This is a genomic window from Pseudomonas sp. GW822-FHT06D10 (assembly GCF_058799535.1).
The window spans coordinates 454,847-471,622 of sequence record NZ_JBXALN010000003.1; the positions used below are offsets into that span (position 1 = coordinate 454,847).

15 protein-coding genes are annotated in these 16,776 nt (G+C 63.0%); 6 read left to right on the top strand and 9 right to left on the bottom strand.

The features are described 5' to 3' along the window. Positions 1-137 precede the first annotated feature (137 nt). Positions 138-1,544 (top strand): NorM family multidrug efflux MATE transporter, encoded by a 1,407-nt coding sequence (locus tag AC1RL5_RS12045; RefSeq protein ID WP_492589324.1) that lies wholly within the window; start codon positions 138-140, stop codon positions 1,542-1,544. A gap of 18 nt (positions 1,545-1,562) precedes the next feature. On the opposite strand, the gene AC1RL5_RS12050 is transcribed toward AC1RL5_RS12045, so the two are convergent. Then, positions 1,563-3,236: a putative bifunctional diguanylate cyclase/phosphodiesterase gene (locus AC1RL5_RS12050; protein ID WP_011064201.1), complete on the bottom strand. Its 1,674-nt coding sequence runs from the start codon at positions 3,234-3,236 to the stop codon at positions 1,563-1,565. Between the two features lie 268 nt (positions 3,237-3,504). Between AC1RL5_RS12050 and rep the strand changes: the two genes are divergently transcribed. Both rep and AC1RL5_RS12060 read left to right on the top strand, forming a co-directional pair. Continuing rightward, the gene (rep, locus tag AC1RL5_RS12055; RefSeq protein WP_011064202.1) at positions 3,505-5,514 is read left to right on the top strand and encodes a DNA helicase Rep; all 2,010 of its coding nucleotides are present in this window, start codon (positions 3,505-3,507) and stop codon (positions 5,512-5,514) included. A 56-nt stretch (positions 5,515-5,570) separates the two neighbouring features. After that, the gene (locus AC1RL5_RS12060) at positions 5,571-6,143 is read left to right on the top strand and encodes a xanthine phosphoribosyltransferase (protein WP_011064203.1); all 573 of its coding nucleotides are present in this window, start codon (positions 5,571-5,573) and stop codon (positions 6,141-6,143) included. Between the two features lie 104 nt (positions 6,144-6,247). On the opposite strand, the gene AC1RL5_RS12065 is transcribed toward AC1RL5_RS12060, so the two are convergent. The 6 genes from AC1RL5_RS12065 to dadA all read right to left on the bottom strand — a co-directional run bounded on the left by AC1RL5_RS12065 (position 6,248) and on the right by dadA (position 12,386). Continuing rightward, positions 6,248-8,179 (bottom strand): acetyl-CoA hydrolase/transferase C-terminal domain-containing protein, encoded by a 1,932-nt coding sequence (locus tag AC1RL5_RS12065; RefSeq protein ID WP_492589323.1) that lies wholly within the window; start codon positions 8,177-8,179, stop codon positions 6,248-6,250. Positions 8,180-8,315: 136 nt separating this feature from the next. Beyond that, positions 8,316-8,732, bottom strand: coding sequence for a c-type cytochrome (locus AC1RL5_RS12070; protein WP_011064205.1), 417 nt, complete (start codon positions 8,730-8,732; stop codon positions 8,316-8,318). A gap of 182 nt (positions 8,733-8,914) precedes the next feature. Continuing rightward, positions 8,915-9,463 carry a cupin domain-containing protein gene (locus tag AC1RL5_RS12075; protein ID WP_015637462.1) on the bottom strand — a complete coding sequence of 183 codons (549 nt, stop codon included), beginning with the start codon at positions 9,461-9,463 and terminating at the stop codon, positions 8,915-8,917. A 131-nt stretch (positions 9,464-9,594) separates the two neighbouring features. Further along, entirely contained in the window at positions 9,595-10,668 is a 1,074-nt protein-coding gene (gene alr / locus AC1RL5_RS12080; protein ID WP_019093097.1) for an alanine racemase, read from the bottom strand. 91 nt (positions 10,669-10,759) lie between these two features. Continuing rightward, on the bottom strand, positions 10,760-11,113 hold the full coding sequence (locus AC1RL5_RS12085; protein ID WP_011064208.1) for a RidA family protein: 354 nt from the start codon (positions 11,111-11,113) through the stop codon (positions 10,760-10,762). Then, on the bottom strand, positions 11,085-12,386 hold the full coding sequence (gene dadA, locus AC1RL5_RS12090) for a D-amino acid dehydrogenase (RefSeq protein ID WP_011064209.1): 1,302 nt from the start codon (positions 12,384-12,386) through the stop codon (positions 11,085-11,087). Before dadA ends, AC1RL5_RS12085 begins: the two co-directional genes overlap by 29 nt. 156 nt (positions 12,387-12,542) lie before the next feature. Here dadA and AC1RL5_RS12095 point away from each other — a divergent pair, with 156 nt between their 5' ends. Further along, a complete protein-coding gene (locus AC1RL5_RS12095) occupies positions 12,543-13,031 on the top strand; it encodes an Lrp/AsnC ligand binding domain-containing protein (RefSeq protein WP_011064210.1) in 489 nt (162 codons plus the stop codon). Between the two features lie 44 nt (positions 13,032-13,075). Here AC1RL5_RS12095 and AC1RL5_RS12100 read toward each other — a convergent pair whose 3' ends face one another. Beyond that, positions 13,076-13,429, bottom strand: coding sequence for a YkgJ family cysteine cluster protein (locus tag AC1RL5_RS12100; protein WP_492589322.1), 354 nt, complete (start codon positions 13,427-13,429; stop codon positions 13,076-13,078). A gap of 148 nt (positions 13,430-13,577) precedes the next feature. Here AC1RL5_RS12100 and AC1RL5_RS12105 point away from each other — a divergent pair, with 148 nt between their 5' ends. Beyond that, complete coding sequence (locus AC1RL5_RS12105; protein WP_207239512.1) at positions 13,578-14,870, top strand: NAD(P)/FAD-dependent oxidoreductase; 1,293 nt, start codon at positions 13,578-13,580, stop codon at positions 14,868-14,870. 27 nt (positions 14,871-14,897) lie between these two features. Here the strand turns inward: AC1RL5_RS12105 and AC1RL5_RS12110 are convergent, their stop codons facing one another. Further along, a complete protein-coding gene (locus AC1RL5_RS12110; protein ID WP_011064213.1) occupies positions 14,898-15,143 on the bottom strand; it encodes a DUF1127 domain-containing protein in 246 nt (81 codons plus the stop codon). A 180-nt stretch (positions 15,144-15,323) separates the two neighbouring features. Here AC1RL5_RS12110 and AC1RL5_RS12115 point away from each other — a divergent pair, with 180 nt between their 5' ends. Further along, positions 15,324-16,748 (top strand): aminotransferase-like domain-containing protein, encoded by a 1,425-nt coding sequence (locus AC1RL5_RS12115; RefSeq protein WP_011064214.1) that lies wholly within the window; start codon positions 15,324-15,326, stop codon positions 16,746-16,748. Positions 16,749-16,776: the final 28 nt, after the last annotated feature.

A 16,776-nucleotide genomic window follows, 5' to 3' on the forward strand; every position in this document is an offset into this window, starting at 1 on the left:
AACGTGACAGGGCCACGCTACCAGAAAGTGCTTCGCATGAGTTTTAATCATGCCAGCAATCGTTTTTATCCCTTTGTGCTATGGGCCAAGAGCGCCGAGAATCAGCGCTCTCCCGGACTTTCCCCTGATCGAGCCTGATGACCATGCAGCATCCAGCACGTACCGAACTCTGGGCCATCCTGCGGCTGGCGGGGCCGCTGATCGCCTCGCAGCTGGCGCACATGCTGATGGTCCTCACCGACACCCTGATGATGGCCCGCCTGAGCCCCGAGGCCCTGGCCGGCGGCGGCCTGGGTGCGGCCAGCTACTCCTTCGTATCAATCTTCTGCATCGGCGTGATTGCCGCGGTGGGCACGCTGGTAGCGATCCGCCAGGGCGCTGGCGACATCGAGGGCGCCGCGCGCCTGACTCAGGCCGGGCTCTGGCTGGCCTGGCTGATGGCCCTGGTGGCCGGCCTGCTGCTGTGGAACCTCAAGCCGCTGCTGTTGCTGTTCGGCCAGACCGAAAGCAACGTCCACGCCGCCGGCCAGTTCCTGCTGATCCTGCCGTTCGCCCTGCCCGGCTACCTGAGTTTCATGGCCCTGCGCGGCTTCACCAGCGCCATCGGCCGGGCCACGCCGGTGATGGTCATCAGCCTGGGCGGCACCGTGGCCAACTTCATCCTCAACTACGCGCTGATCACCGGCATGTTCGGCCTGCCGAAGCTCGGCCTGGTGGGCATTGGCCTGGTGACCGCCATCGTCGCCAACTGCATGGCCGTGGCCCTGGCCTGGCACATCAAGCGCCACCCGGCCTACGCCGCCTACCCGCTGCGCCAGGGCCTGTCCCGGCTGAACACCCATTACCTGCGGGAACTGTGGCGCCTGGGCCTGCCCATCGGCGGCACCTACGCAGTGGAAGTCGGGCTGTTTGCCTTCGCCGCCCTGTGCATGGGCACCATGGGCAGCACGCAACTGGCAGCGCACCAGATCGCCCTGCAAATCGTCTCGGTGGCGTTCATGGTGCCAGCAGGGATTTCCTACGCCATCACCATGCGCATCGGCCAGCATTACGGCGCCGGGCAATTGCTCGATGCACGATTGGCCGGGCGCGTGGGCATCGCCTTTGGCGCGGTGGCGATGCTGGGGTTCGCCATGATCTTCTGGCTGCTGCCGAACCAACTGATCGGGCTGTTCCTCGACCACAACGACCCGGCCTTCGCCGAGGTGATCCGGCTGGCCGTGAGCCTGCTGGCGGTGGCCGCCTGGTTCGAGCTGTTCGACGGCACCCAGACCATCGCCATGGGCGCGATCCGTGGCCTCAAGGATGCCAAGACCACCTTCCTGGTGGGCCTGGGCTGCTACTGGCTGATTGGCGCACCTTCGGCCTGGCTGATGGCCTTCACCCTGGGCTGGGGGCCGACCGGTGTCTGGTGGGGCCTGGCCCTGGGGCTGGCGTGTGCGGCCATCAGCCTGACCCTGGCATTCGAGTGGCGGATGCGCCGCATGATCCGGCGCGAGCCCCCCGTGCCGGCCATGACTCTCCAGGCCGGCCAGGCGGATTGAGCCCGAACCGGCGCCGGTTTAAACCGTCCCTTCCTGCAGCGCCTGCTGGCTGCTGCCGAAGGTCAGATAGTCCATCAGTTCCGCCAGGGGCAGCGGCTTGCTGATCAGATAGCCCTGGGCCTGGTCGCAACCAAAGCCCCGCAGCAAGGCCAGCTGTTCCGCCGTCTCCACGCCTTCGGCCACCACATTCAGGTTCAGGTTATGGGCCAGGTTGATCATGGCGTGGACCAGCTTGCGGTTCTCTTCGCGCTGCTCCATGCCGCCGACAAAGCTCTTGTCCACCTTGAGCAGGGTAATGGGCAGGCTGTTGAGGTGGACGAAGGAAGAGAAGCCGGTACCGAAATCGTCCAGGGAGAAACGCACTCCCAGGCGCCCCAGGGCATCCATGGTCTGCTTCACCAGGTCACTGCGGCGCATCACTGCGGTCTCGGTCAATTCGAATTCCAGCCACTGGGCCTCGACTCCGCGTTCGGCAATCAGGCGGCTCAGGGTCGAGAGCAGTTGGCTGTCCTGGAACTGGCGGAACGACAGGTTCACCGCCATGTGCAACGGCGGCAGACCGCGTTCGCGCAAGGCCTGCATGTCCCGCAGGGCTCGGGAAATCACCCAGTAGCCCAGGGGCACGATCAGCCCGCTCTGCTCGGCCAGGGGCACGAACTCGCTGGGCGGCAGCAGGCCGCGCTCGCCATGGCGCCAGCGCACCAGGGCTTCGAGGCCCACGATCTTGCCGTCATGCAGGTTCAGCCGGGGCTGATAGTGCAACTCCAGTTCGTCGCGGCGCAGGGCCCGGCGCAGTTCGCTTTCCAGGTCGGCCAGGCTGCGAGCGTTGCGATTGATCCGCTCGTTGAAGATATGAAAGGTACAGCCCTGGGTGCTCTTGGCCTGTTGCATGGCGATGTGTGCATGCCACATCAGCGGGTCGGCGCCGGCATTGGCCCGGGCATGGGCAATCCCCAGGCTGCAGCCGATCAACAGGCTTTCGCCATCGACCCAATAGGGCTCGGCCATGGCTTCGGTGATGCGCTCGGCCATCCACTCGGCCCGCTGTGGGGCGCGGCGGGTGTCGATGAGCAAGGCAAACTCATCACTGCCCAGGCGGGCCAGTTGATCGCCGGCCTCAAGCTGGCTTTTCAGGCGCGAGACCACCTGCAGGATCAGCCGGTCGCCGGCCTGGTGGCCCAGGGCGTCGTTGGCGTGGCGGAAATTGTCCAGGTCGAGATGGCCCAGGGCCAGGCCACGGCCTTCGTTTTCCGCCAGGCGCGCGGCCAGCAAGGTCTGGAACCCCTGGCGGTTGGCGATACCGGTCAGGGGGTCCTGTTCGGCCAGGCGCTGCAGGGTGTTTTCCAGCAGGCCGCGCTCACGTACATGGCGCAGGCAACGGCGCAGGGCATCGGTACTCAGGCAGGAACTCACCAGCCAGTCGCTGACGCCTACAGGGGCTACGGGCGGTTCCTGGTCCAGCAGCAACACGGTGGGCAGGCTGCAACGCCCGGGGCCGGGCTGCAAATGAGGAAGGGTCAACAGGACCGCGTTGCGGTCGTCTTCAAACAAACGGCTGACAGACTCCCAGCTGGGAGCACTGATCAATACCACCGAGTCTCCCAACGGAGCGACACACTCGCGCAACAACGCTGTCCACACCGGCTCTTCAGCCAGTAGCAGCAAACGCAAGGGTTCGACAGGCTTAGACAAGCTAGCTCCCTAGACTCTGCAAATTAAGTTGGCGGCGGGCATTATGGCGCGCAAATAAACAATAACAATTGATATTGATTATCATACGCAATTTCTTGTACCGCTCTAACTCGAACATTAGACGCATATTCAGCGCGCATCCTGAGGGAAAGTATCAAAACCGGCAAATTTAGATCGCGTTGTGCGTCACAAGTCGGACAGAGGCAGCAGAATCCGTCCAGCCTGTTAAAATGCCCGCCCTTTTCGTAACCGATCCCTTTTTACCGTCATGTCCCGACTCAATCCCCGGCAGCAAGAAGCCGTGAACTATGTCGGCGGCCCTCTTTTGGTGCTCGCCGGCGCAGGCTCCGGCAAGACCAGCGTGATCACCCGCAAGATCGCGCACCTGATCCAGAATTGCGGCATCCGCGCCCAGTACATTGTCGCCATGACCTTTACCAACAAGGCCGCGCGGGAAATGAAAGAGCGGGTCGGCACCCTGCTGCGCAGTGGCGAAGGCCGTGGCCTGACGGTCTCGACCTTCCACAACCTGGGCCTGAACATCATCCGCAAGGAGCATGTGCGGCTGGGCTACAAGCCGGGCTTCTCGATCTTTGACGAGACTGACGTCAAGGCCCTGATGACCGACATCATGCAGAAGGAGTATTCCGGAGACGACGGCGTCGACGAGATCAAGAACATGATCGGCTCGTGGAAGAATGACCTGATCCTGCCCGCCGAGGCCCTGGAAAACGCCCGCAACCCCAAGGAACAGACCGCCGCCATCGTCTACACCCACTACCAGCGCACGCTCAAGGCGTTCAACGCAGTGGACTTCGACGACCTGATCCTGCTGCCGGTGAAGCTGTTCGAAGAGCACGCCGACATCCTGGAGAAATGGCAGAACAAGGTGCGCTACCTGCTGGTGGACGAATACCAGGACACCAACGCCAGCCAGTACCTGCTGGTGAAGATGCTGATCGGCAAGCGCAACCAGTTCACCGTGGTGGGCGACGATGACCAGTCGATCTACGCCTGGCGCGGCGCACGCCCGGAAAACCTGATGCTGCTCAAGGACGACTACCCGTCCCTGAAAGTGGTGATGCTGGAGCAGAACTACCGCTCCACCAGCCGTATCCTGCGCTGCGCCAACGTGCTGATCTCCAACAACCCCCACGAATTCGAAAAGCAGCTGTGGAGCGAGATGGGCCACGGCGACGAGATCCGCGTGATCCGCTGCCGCAACGAAGATGCCGAGGCCGAACGGGTGGCCATGGAAATCCTCAGCCTGCACCTGCGCACCGACCGCCCCTACAGCGACTTCGCCATTCTTTACCGGGGTAACTACCAGGCCAAGCTGATCGAACTGAAGCTGCAGCACCACCAGGTGCCCTATCGCCTATCCGGCGGTAACAGCTTCTTCGGACGCCAGGAAGTAAAGGATCTGATGGCCTACTTCCGCCTGATCGTGAACCCGGATGACGACAACGCCTTCCTCCGGGTGATCAACGTGCCGCGCCGGGAAATCGGTTCCACGACCCTGGAAAAACTCGGCAACTATGCCACCGAACGCAAGATCTCGATGTACGCCGCCACCGACGAAATCGGCCTGGGCGAACATCTGGACAGCCGTTTCACCGACCGCCTGGCGCGCTTCAAGCGCTTCATGGACCGGGTCCGCGAACAGTGCGCCGGCGAAGACCCGATTTCCGCCCTGCGCAGCATGGTCATGGACATCGACTACGAGAACTGGCTGCGCACCAACAGCTCCAGCGACAAGGCGGCGGACTACCGGATGGGCAACGTCTGGTTCCTGATCGAGGCCTTGAAGAACACCCTGGAAAAAGACGAAGACGGCGAGATGACCGTCGAAGACGCCATCGGCAAGCTGGTCCTGCGCGACATGCTGGAACGTCAGCAGGAAGAGGAAGACGGCGCCGAGGGCGTGCAGATGATGACCTTGCATGCCTCCAAGGGTCTGGAATTTCCCTACGTGTTCATCATGGGCATGGAAGAGGAAATCCTCCCGCACCGCTCCAGTATCGAAGCCGATACCATCGAGGAAGAACGACGCCTGGCCTATGTGGGCATTACCCGCGCGCGTCAGACCCTGGCCTTTACCTTTGCGGCCAAGCGCAAGCAGTACGGTGAAATCATCGACTGCGCGCCAAGCCGCTTCCTCGATGAGCTGCCCCCGGACGATCTGGCCTGGGAAGGCAACGACGACACCCCGACCGAAGTGAAGGCCGTTCGCGGCAATAGCGCCTTGGCGGATATACGCGCGATGTTAAAGCGTTAAAATCGACTATTTTTTAACAGACCTTTGGCCCAGACGTGGCCAGTAGAGGAAGCTCCGTGGAAGCACTGCACAAGAAAATTCGCGAAGAAGGCATCGTGCTTTCCGATCAAGTACTGAAGGTCGACGCCTTTCTGAACCATCAGATCGACCCGCAGTTGATGAAGTTGATCGGCGACGAATTCGCCACGCTGTTCAAGGATTCGGGCATCACCAAGATCGTCACCATCGAAGCCTCAGGGATAGCCCCGGCGATCATGACCGGTCTGAACCTGGGCGTGCCGGTGATCTTCGCCCGCAAGCACCAGTCCCTGACCCTGACCGAGAACCTGCTGTCGGCCACCGTGTACTCCTTCACCAAGCAGGTGGAAAGCACCGTCGCCATTTCCCCGCGGCACCTGACCAGCAGCGACCGCGTGCTGATCATCGACGACTTCCTGGCCAACGGTAAGGCGTCCCAGGCCCTGATCTCGATCATCAAGCAGGCCGGCGCTACCGTGGCCGGCCTGGGCATCGTCATCGAGAAGTCGTTCCAGGGCGGCCGTGCCGAACTGGACTCCCAGGGCTACCGCGTGGAATCCCTGGCCCGGGTCAAATCCCTGGCCGGCGGCGTGGTCACCTTCATCGAGTAACCTCGCCCGCCAGAGCAATAGACTTGTGTAGGAACTGGCTTGCCAGCGAAGACGCCCTTATAGCAGCGCAAGACTTCAAGGCCCATTCGCCGGCAAGCCGTCTCCTACGACAAGGTGGGTGCCGTGGCCTGCAGACCCGCCAGCAGGAACCGCTGGTACAGGTCTTCACGCAGGCCTTCGGGTTTCTCCAGCCCCATGCGTTCCAAGTGCTCGGCAAACGCCGCGGGCTCCGGTGCGTCGAGTGCCGCCTTGCCCAGCTCGAGGATCTCACTGAGCTTGAACTTGCTCTTGAGCCAGTTCAGCGCCCGCAGCAGATCGCGCTCCTGGGCGCTGAAATCACTGCCCAGCGGATACTCCGGGAACAAGTGGCGATGACGCGCCTGAATGTTCTGCAAACGCTGTGGGCTGTTGTCGGCAAAACGCGGCTCCAGACGAAAGTCCTTCGCCAGCTTGCCGGCTTTCTGTGCCTGCTCGATCAATCCGGCCTGGAAGCGTGAATCGCTGATATTGAGCAACGCCTCGATCACCTTGGCGTCCGTCTTGCCCCGCAGATCGGCGATGCCGTACTCGGTGATCACGATGTCCCGCAGGTGACGGGGGATGGTGCAGTGGCCGTATTCCCAGACAATGTTGGAACTCACCTCCCCCGCCGACTCGCGCCAGCTGCGCAGGATCAGCACCGAGCGGGCATCCGCCAGGGCATGGCCCTGGGCGACGAAGTTGTATTGCCCGCCCACCCCGCTCAGCACGCGCCCGCCCTGCAACTGGTCGGACACCGCCGCCCCCATCAGGGTCATGGTGAAGGCGCTGTTGATAAAGCGCGCATCCCGGCGTTGCAGACGCTTGAGCTCCTCATGGCCATACAGCTCGTTGATGTAGCTGATGGCGGTCATGTTGAACTGCGCCAGCCTGCTCTTGGGCAGCTCCCTCAGGCGCTGATAGAAGCTGCGCGGGCCAAGGAAGAAACCGCCATGGATCGAGACCCCGCCGACAGCCGAATCCGGATCCAGGGTGCCGGCATTGGCTTGCTCTTGCAGCGCCACGGTCGGGTACACCTTGCGCCGCACGATGCCCGCGTCGGCCAGGGCCAGCAGGCCGTTGACGAACATTTCGCTGCAGCCGTAGAGCCCTTGGGCAAAGGGCTCGACACCCCCTTCGCGATCGATCAGCGGCTGCCAGTAATCCACCTGCAGGTCTGCCAGCAGTGCGCGGTAGCCCTCGTTGTCCGCCTGCCGTGCGAGCAAGGCCGCGGTCAGCGCATCGCCCATGGAGCCAATGCCGATCTGCAGGGTGCCGCCGTCGCGCACCAAGGTGCTGGCGTGCAGGCCTATGCAATGATCCTGGATGCCCACGGGCATGTTCGGTGTGGAGAACAACGTACTGCGTTCCTCTTCGTCGATCAGCAGGTCGAGGTCCGCGGCATCGATTTCCGAGTCACCCGGCATATAGGGCAGGTCGCTGTGGACCTGGCCGAGGATCAAGATGGTTTCCCCCTGCGCCCGGCGCTTGGCAATCATCGGCAACATGTCGAGGGTGATGTCCGGGTTGCAGCTCAGGCTCAGGCGTCCCGGGTCTTGCGGGTCCCTGGCCAGCAGTTGCGCCACCAGGTTCAGACCGGCTGCGTTGATGTCCCGGGCGGCATGGCTGTAGTTGCTGCTGACGTAGTCCTGCTGCGCCGGGGCACTGTGCAGGAGGCTGCCGGGCTGCATGAAGAACTGCTCGACGCGAATGTTCGCCGGCAGCCTGTCGCGATGCAGGTCAGCGAGAAAATCCAGCTCCGGGTAGTCACCGAATACCCGTTCGACGAAGGGTTCGAGGAAGCGCTTCTGCAAACCGTCGCCCAGGGCCGGCCGGCCCAGGCTCAAAGCGGTGTAGATGGTCAGCTGGCGTTCCGGCATCCCGGCGATGCGCCGGTACAGGGCATTGGCGAAACGGTTGGGTTTGCCCAGCCCCAGAGGCATGCCCATGTGAATGTGTTGCGGCAAACGCGCGAGCACTTCATCCACCGCATGCTCGATAGAACAGGATTGCAGCATCTGACCCTCCGGGGACCGTCCATGAATTGAGGTTGGACCGAGCTTGCCGGGAGTTTGCTGCATTGACCAGTACACAGGGCAAATTACGCCCACAAAAAAGCCGCTCGTAAGCGGCTTTTTCGCTGAAGATGGCGGCTTATTTCAGACCGGACATCTTCTGGATTGCACCTTTGAGCTCGTCATCGGAGCAATCGGCGCAAGTGCCTTTAGGCGGCATTGCGTTGATCCCGGTGATGGCCTTGGCCAGGATGCCGTCGAGGCCGCCCTGGTGATCGGCGCGCTCTTTCCAGGCTGCGGTGTCACCGATTTTCGGTGCGCCCAACAGGCCGGTGCCGTGGCAAGCGTTGCAGTGCTTGGCGATCACGTCATCCGGGGATTTCGCGCCACCGCCACCGCCCGCAGAGGCGGCCACTTCCATACCCTTGCATTCCTGCCCCTGGACGCAGACCTGGCCGACAGGCTCAAGACGCTTGGCAATATCATCATTAGTCGCAGCTTGAGCGCTGACTGCCCAAAGGGCCAATACGGTTGCTGGTGCGGCCAGCATTTTCATAATTAGGTTCACGCGTACACCCTCAATGGTGGCTAGTCACGCCTGCGGCCACGGTTTCGCAGGCGGGCGAAAGTATAACGGTTAGCCCGCCACACTGAAACAACCCCAAAGTCGAAGGGGTCTTATTCGCGGCAAAATGTCGCTGGGGGCCTCTCTGCAAGCCTTGCAGGACGCCTCTTGATCTAGAAGTTCGCCGGAGTGGCTGCGCTGATTAGCCGCGCCGGAACATCGAACGGATTACGGAAACGGTGCGGCTTCGTACTCTCAAAGTAGTAGCTGTCGCCGGCTTCGAGGACAAATGTTTCAAGCCCTACCACCAGTTCCAGGCGCCCCTCGAGGAGAATCCCGGTTTCCTCGCCGTCGTGGGTGAGCATCTCTTCACCGGTATCGGCACCCGGCGGGTAGATCTCGTTGAGGAAGGCAATGGCGCGGCTCGGATGAGCCCGGCCCACCAGCTTCATGGTCACCGCACCATCGGAGATGTCGATCAGTTCGTGGGCCTTGTAGACGATCTGAGAAGGCGTTTCCTGGAGAATTTCCTCGGAAAAGAACTCCACCATGGACATGGGAATGCCGCCCAGCACCTTGCGCAGCGAGCTGATCGAGGGGCTGACGCTGTTCTTTTCGATCATTGAAATGGTGCTATTGGTGACGCCCGCACGCTTGGCGAGTTCACGCTGGGAAAGACCTTTCAGTTTACGGATGGATTGCAGTCGTTCACCGACGTCCAATGCGGCAGCCTCCTAGGCGGGAATCAGGCGTTGTTGTAATTGAGCGTTATCATGGCGACAGCGTTCAGTATTTACAACACTTGCTCCCGATTCCCTCCGGGAAGGCGACTTTCGGTACAGCCCACGGAATCTCAGCCTTCGCAGTACACCAACGGTACCCGGCGCAGGTTGCAGAACAGCTGATAAGGGATGGTATCGGCGGCCTGCGCAACATCGCTGGCGAGGATGTTCTTGCCCCACAACTCCACGGTCGAACCAAGACCGGCCTGGGGCACGTCCGTCAGGTCGACACACAGCATGTCCATGGACACCCGGCCCAGCAGGCGGCTGCGCTGGCCGGCCACCAGTACCGGCGTACCAGTAGGCGCATGGCGCGGATAACCGTCGGCATACCCCATGGCAACCACGCCGATGCGCATTGGCCTGTCGGTGATGAACCTGGCGCCGTAGCCCACCGGCTCGCCGGCCGGCAGTTCACGCACGCAGATCACCTTGGACTCCAGGGTCATTACCGGCTGCAAGCGCGCGGCCACCGAGTTGTTTTCTTCGAACGGCGTCGAACCGTAGAGCATGATGCCCGGGCGCACCCAATCACTGGGTACGCTGGGCCAGCCCATGACCGCCGGCGAATTGCGCAGGCTGATTTCCGCTCCGAGGCCCTGGCGAGCCGCTTCGAATACCGCCACCTGCTCGCTACTACGCGGGCAGTCCAGTTCATCGGCGCGGGCAAAGTGACTCATCAGCACGATCTTCTCGACCTTGCCGCTGGCCTGCAGGCGCTGATACGCCGCCTGGTAATCCTTGGGATGCAGGCCGACCCGGTGCATGCCCGAATCCAGCTTGAGCCAGACCGTCAGTGGCTTGGCCACGGCCGCCTGCTCGATGGCTTCGAGTTGCCACAGCGAATGCACCACGCACCAGAAATCATGCTCGACGATCAGCGCCAGCTCGGATGCTTCGAAAAAACCTTCCAGCAGCAGCACCGGCGCACGAATGCCCGCGGCGCGCAGCTCCAGGGCTTCTTCGATGCAGGCCACGGCGAAACCGTCGGCCTCGCCTTCCAGTGCCTGGGCGCAGCGCACCGCGCCATGGCCGTAGGCATCGGCCTTGATCACCGCGAGAGCACGAACTCCCGAGATTTCACGGGCCAGTTGGTAGTTGTGACGCAGGGCTTGGAGATCGATCAGGGCACGGGCAGGGCGCATGGCGGCAGACTTCTAGGCGGTCATGGGGAATAAAAAACCGGTGCTGGATAACGGCGAGCCGCCACCGGCACCGGGAGAGGGATCTTGTCGCTTAAGGCAGAGCGGCCACTACGGACAGCTCGACCAGGATTTCCGGTTCGCACAGCTTGGCTTCGACCGTGGCCCGGGCCGGCGCCACGCCTTTTGGCAGCCACTGGTCCCAGACACTGTTCATGCCAGCGAAGTGGGCATCGATGTCCTTCAGGTAGATGGTCACCGACAGCAGCTTGCTCTTGTCGGTACCGGCCAGGTCCAGCAGGCGTTCGATGTTGGCCAGGGTCTCGCGGGTCTGCTGTTCGATCCCGGCCTGCATGTCATCGCCGACTTGCCCGGACAGATACACCGTACCGCCGTGGACAACAATCTGGCTCATGCGCTCATTGGTGAGCTGGCGCTGGATTGACATGTTTAGCTGACTCCTGAGGGTTACCGTAACGGGAAATATCGAGGCCTTCGGCGCTGATCTGCGGCTTTTTCTTGGCCATCAGGTCCGCCAGCAGGCGACCGGAACCGCAAGCCATGGTCCAGCCGAGCGTACCGTGGCCAGTGTTCAAGAACAGGTTGCGGAACGGTGTGGCGCCCACAATCGGCGTGCCATCCGGGGTGGTAGGACGCAGCCCGGTCCAGAAACTGGCCTGGGACAGGTCGCCGCCCTGAGGATAGAGATCGTTGACGATCATCTCCAGCGTTTCACGCCGGCGCGGATTGAGCGAGAGGTCAAAACCGGCTATCTCCGCCATGCCGCCGACCCGGATCCGGTTGTCGAAACGGGTGATCGCGACCTTGTAGGTTTCGTCGAGGATGGTGGAAGTCGGGGCCATGGCCGGGTTGGTGATCGGCACGGTCAGGGAGTAACCCTTGAGCGGGTACACCGGCGCCTTGATGCCCAGCGGCTTGAGCAATTGCGGCGAGTAGCTGCCCAGGGCCAGCACGTAGCGGTCGGCGGTTTCCAGCTTGCCGTCGATCCACACGCCGTTGATCCGGTCACCGGCAAAGTCGATGCGCTGGATGTCCTGGCCGAAGCGGAACTCCACACCCAGCTTGCTGGCCATTTCCGCCAGGCGCGTGGTGAAGATCTGGCAGTCGCCAGTCTGGTCGTTGGGCAGGCGCAGGGCACCGGCGAGGATGTCAGTGACGTTGGCCAGGGCCGGCTCGACCCGGGCGATGCCTTCGCGGTCCAGCAGTTCGAACGGCACGCCGGATTCCTTGAGCACGGCGATGTCTTTCGCCGCACCGTCCAGCTGCGCCTGGGTGCGGAACAGCTGGGTAGTGCCCAGGCTGCGGCCTTCGTAGGCAATGCCGGTTTCCGCTCGCAACTCGTCGAGGCAGTCACGGCTGTATTCGGACAGGCGCACCATGCGTTCCTTGTTCACCGCATAGCGGCTGGCGGTGCAGTTGCGCAGCATCTGTGCCATCCACAGGTACTGGTCGATGTCGGCCGTGGCCTTGATCGCCAGTGGCGCGTGGCGCTGCAGCAGCCATTTGATGGCTTTGAGCGGTACACCCGGAGCGGCCCAGGGCGACGCATAGCCAGGCGAGACCTGGCCGGCGTTGGCGAAGCTGGTTTCCATGGCGGCGGCCGGCTGACGGTCCACTACGGTCACTTCAAATCCGGCTCGAGCCAGATAATAGGCACTGGTGGTTCCGATAACGCCACTGCCCAAGACCAGAACGCGCATTTTCATATCCTCATCGCGGCTTGACCGCTGACGTTTGTTATTCAGAGCAAAGATGGGCGCAGTGTAAGAAACATTGAGCAGTGATTTTCACTATATAACCGCCTATATTTGGCGAGAATTCTCGGCGATATTGCTTTTCACGGAGGGGCATCCCCTATGCGCACCAACCATCAGACCCGTCGGGCCCTGGACAAGATCGATCGCAATATCTTGCGGATACTCCAGGCCGACGGACGCATTTCCTTCACCGAGCTGGGGGAGCGAGTGGGCCTCTCCACCACCCCCTGCACCGAGCGCGTGCGCCGCCTGGAGCGCGAAGGGATCATCATGGGCTACAACGCGCGGCTCAATCCGCAGCACCTCAAGGGCAGCCTGCTGGTGTTCGTCGAGATCAGCCTGGACTACAAGTCCGGCGATACCTTCGAGGAGTTTCGCCGGGCGGTGCTGAAGCTGCCCCACGTGCTGGAGTGCCACCTGGTGTCCGGCGACTTCGACTATCTGGTCAAGGCGCGGATCTCGGAAATGGCGTCCTACCGCAAGTTGCTGGGGGACATCCTGCTCAAGCTGCCCCACGTGCGCGAGTCCAAGAGCTACATCGTCATGGAAGAAGTGAAGGAGAGCCTGAGCCTGCCGATTCCGGATTGAAGCGAGAGGGTGCAGCCTTCGCCGGCAAGCCGGGGTGCTCGGGGCTAGACCAGGACCTGGCGAGTGCTGGCCATGTAGTCGTGGATCTGTTTTTCGACCCGGGGGTGGATCATATCCACCGGGCGCCGGCCGTTGGGGCAAGGCAGGCTCGGCGTGGTGCCGAACAGGCGGCAGATCAGCGGACGCTCGTCATACACGGTGCAACCGTGGGGTCCCAGGTGCACGCAGTTGAGCTCGTCCATGGCAGCTTCCTGCTCGGCAGCGGTCTTGCGCGGCAGGCGGGACATTTCCTCCGGCGAGGTGGTCACCGGGCCGCAGCAGTCGTGGCAGCCGGGAACGCACTCGAAAGAGGGAATCTGCTGACGCAGGCTGCGGACGATTTGACGGTTACAGCTCATGAAAAAGACTACCGGGGCATGAATAGCCGTGAATTCTGCCCTAAATGCCTGGCGGCAGACAGGACCGGGCGTCCTGCGGTTGCCCCGGCGCAAAGGCCCGACTTATGCTCCGCGCATTTTTACCGACACCATCATCAGGACGCATCCCATGCCCGCCAGCCTTCAGCACGCCGCTTCCTACTATGCCGCCAGCAGCCTGCCGCAACCTGACTACCCAGCGTTGGCGGGCGATCTGACAGCCGATGTGTGCGTGGTCGGGGGCGGTTTTTCCGGGCTCAACACCGCGCTGGAACTGGCCGAGCGTGGCCTCAGCGTGATCCTGCTGGAGGCGCACAAGATCGGCTGGGGCGCCAGCGGGCGCAATGGCGGGCAGTTGATTCGCGGCGTCGGCCACGGCCTCGACCAGTTCACCAAGGTGATAGGCGAGGACGGAGTGCGGCAGATGAAGCTCATGGGGCTGGAGGCGGTGGAGATCGTCCGCCAACGCATCGAGCGTTTCCAGATCCCTTGCGACCTGACCTGGGGCTACTGCGACCTGGCCAACAAGCCGGCCGACCTTGAAGGCTTCGCCGAAGACGCCGAGGAACTGCGCAACCTGGGCTATCGCCACCAGACCCGGCTGCTGCAGGCCGATGAAATGCACAGCGTGGTGGGTTCCAAGCGCTATGTTGGCGGCTTGATCGACATGGGTTCGGGCCACCTGCACCCGCTGAACCTGGCCCTGGGCGAAGCCCGGGCGGCGCAGCAACTGGGGGTGCAACTGTTCGAGCACTCTGCGGTGACCCGCATCGACTACGGCCCCGAGGTCAAGGTCCACAGCAGTCGCGGCACCGTCCGGGCCAAGACCCTGGTGCTGGGCTGCAACGCCTACCTCAACGATCTCAATCCGGAATTGGGGGGCAAGGTGCTTCCGGCCGGCAGCTACATCATCGCCACGGAACCCTTGAGCCCGGCCCTGGCCCAGGAACTGCTGCCGCAGAACATGGCGGTCTGCGACCAGCGCGTGGCCCTGGACTACTACCGCCTTTCGGCTGACCGGCGCCTGCTGTTCGGGGGTGCCTGTCATTATTCGGGGCGTGACCCCAAGGACATCGCCGCCTACATGCGGCCGAAGATGCTGGAAGTGTTCCCGCAACTGGCCGCAGTGAAGATCGACTACCAGTGGGGCGGCATGATCGGCATCGGCGCCAACCGCCTGCCGCAGATCGGCCGGCTCAAGGACCAGCCCAATGTGTATTACGCCCAGGCCTATTCGGGCCACGGCCTGAATGCCACGCACCTGGCGGGCAAGCTGCTGGGCGAGGCCATCAGCGGCCAGCACGGCGGCGGTTTCGACCTGTTCGCCAAGGTGCCGCACATCACCTTCCCGGGCGGCAAGCATCTGCGCTCGCCGCTGCTGGCCCTGGGCATGCTCTGGCACCGCTTGAAGGAACTGCTCTGACCCTCCCCGTAGCTGCGCGGCGTCGGCCTACAGCCGCCAGAACGGCTTGAGACCTTCGGCCCGCGCCTCTTCCCGGCTCAGGCCGACATCGCGCAACTGCTCGGCAGTCAGCTCCAGCAACGCCTTGCGCGTGCGCAGCCGATGCCAGTACAGACCCAGCGGGCTCAGCCCGGGCGGTGCGGAGCGTGGCAGGCGTGCCGCCAGTGCCTGCTCCTGCTCTGCCTGCAGCTCCTGACTCCGTAACGACAGACGCACATCGCTCAAGCCGTTCATCTGTATTGCTCCTGTTTGCTCAAAGTTGCCATGAGCCAATAGGATGCTTGGTGCGCAAAAACCATTACAGACTCAATACAGCGGTATTAACTCCATACAGTTTTGCCAAAAATCCTGCTGAATCCTGTATTTTTGCCCCATCTGTACCGGTCCTCGCGCCCCCCACTACGAGCCAATGCCATGACCCTCTACGTCAACCTCGCCGAACTCCTGGGCACCCGCATTGAGCAGGGCTTCTATCGCCCCGGCGATCGGCTGCCCTCAGTGCGCGCCCTGAGCGTCGAGCACGGGGTCAGCCTGAGCACCGTGCAGCAGGCCTACCGCCTGCTGGAAGACAACGGCCTGGCGATGCCCAAGCCCAAGTCCGGCTACTTCGTGCCGCCCAGCCGCGAACTGCCCGCCCTGCCCGCCGTTGGCCGCCCGGCCCAGCGACCGGTAGAGATCTCGCAGTGGGACCAGGTGCTGGAACTGATTCGCGCCGTGCCGCGCAAGGACGTGGTGCAACTGGGCCGCGGCATGCCGGACATCACCACACCCACCCTCAAGCCTCTGCTGCGGGCCCTGGCTCGCCTCAGCCGGCGCCAGGACATGCCAGGCCTGCACTACGACAACATCTACGGCGTGCTGGAGCTGCGCGAGCAGGTCGCGCGGCTGATGCTGGATTCCGGCTGCCAGCTGGGGGCCGGCGACCTGGTGATCACCACCGGCTGCCACGAGGCGCTGTCCACCAGCATTCGCGCCATCTGCGAACCGGGGGACATCGTCGCCGTGGACTCGCCGAGCTTCCACGGCGCCATGCAGACCCTCAAGGGCCTGGGCATGAAGGCCCTGGAGATCCCCACCGACCCCATTACCGGAATCAGTCTGGAAGCCCTGGAACTGGCTTTGGAACAGTGGCCGATCAAGGCCATACAGTTGACACCCAACTGCAACAACCCCCTGGGCTACATCATGCCGGAGCCGCGCAAGCGGGCACTGCTGACCCTGGCGCAGCGCTTCGACGTGGCGATCATCGAGGACGATGTGTATGGCGAACTGGCCTACACCTACCCGCGCCCGCGCACCATCAAGTCCTTCGACGATGATGGCCGGGTGCTGCTGTGCAGCTCGTTCTCGAAAACCCTGGCCCCAGGCCTGCGCATCGGCTGGGTGGCGCCCGGCCGCTACCTGGAACGTGTACTGCACATGAAATACATCAGCACCGGTTCCACGGCCCCGCAGCCCCAGGTAGCCATCGCCGAGTTTCTCAAGAGCGGCCACTTCGAGCCGCATTTGCGCAAGATGCGCACCCAGTACCAGCGCAATCGTGACCTGATGCTCGATTGGGTCAGCCGCTACTTCCCCGCCGGCACTCGCGCCAGCCGGCCACAGGGCAGTTTCATGCTGTGGATCGAACTCCCCGAGGGCTTTGATGCTCTGAAGCTCAACCGAGTGCTGCTCGAGCAAGGGGTGCAGATTGCTGTGGGCAGCATCTTTTCCGCCTCGGGCAAGTACCGCAATTGCCTGCGGATGAACTACGCTGCCAAGCCAACCGCGCAGATCGAAGACGCGGTACGCAAGGTCGGCGCTGCAGCCATCAAGCTGCTCAGTGAAACCTCGGACTGACCCCGACCCGAAGCAGGAAGCCAGCCGT

Coding starts and splice junctions, on each gene's coding strand:
- AC1RL5_RS12045 (WP_492589324.1), top strand. CDS start 138: ATGACCATGCAGCATCCAGCACGTACCGAACTCTGGGCCATCCTGCGG.
- rep (WP_011064202.1), top strand. CDS start 3,505: ATGTCCCGACTCAATCCCCGGCAGCAAGAAGCCGTGAACTATGTCGGC.
- AC1RL5_RS12065 (WP_492589323.1), bottom strand. CDS start 8,179: ATGCTGCAATCCTGTTCTATCGAGCATGCGGTGGATGAAGTGCTCGCG.
- AC1RL5_RS12070 (WP_011064205.1), bottom strand. CDS start 8,732: ATGAAAATGCTGGCCGCACCAGCAACCGTATTGGCCCTTTGGGCAGTC.
- alr (WP_019093097.1), bottom strand. CDS start 10,668: ATGCGCCCTGCCCGTGCCCTGATCGATCTCCAAGCCCTGCGTCACAAC.
- AC1RL5_RS12085 (WP_011064208.1), bottom strand. CDS start 11,113: ATGTCAATCCAGCGCCAGCTCACCAATGAGCGCATGAGCCAGATTGTT.
- dadA (WP_011064209.1), bottom strand. CDS start 12,386: ATGCGCGTTCTGGTCTTGGGCAGTGGCGTTATCGGAACCACCAGTGCC.
- AC1RL5_RS12095 (WP_011064210.1), top strand. CDS start 12,543: ATGCGCACCAACCATCAGACCCGTCGGGCCCTGGACAAGATCGATCGC.
- AC1RL5_RS12100 (WP_492589322.1), bottom strand. CDS start 13,429: ATGAGCTGTAACCGTCAAATCGTCCGCAGCCTGCGTCAGCAGATTCCC.
- AC1RL5_RS12105 (WP_207239512.1), top strand. CDS start 13,578: ATGCCCGCCAGCCTTCAGCACGCCGCTTCCTACTATGCCGCCAGCAGC.
- AC1RL5_RS12110 (WP_011064213.1), bottom strand. CDS start 15,143: ATGAACGGCTTGAGCGATGTGCGTCTGTCGTTACGGAGTCAGGAGCTG.
- AC1RL5_RS12115 (WP_011064214.1), top strand. CDS start 15,324: ATGACCCTCTACGTCAACCTCGCCGAACTCCTGGGCACCCGCATTGAG.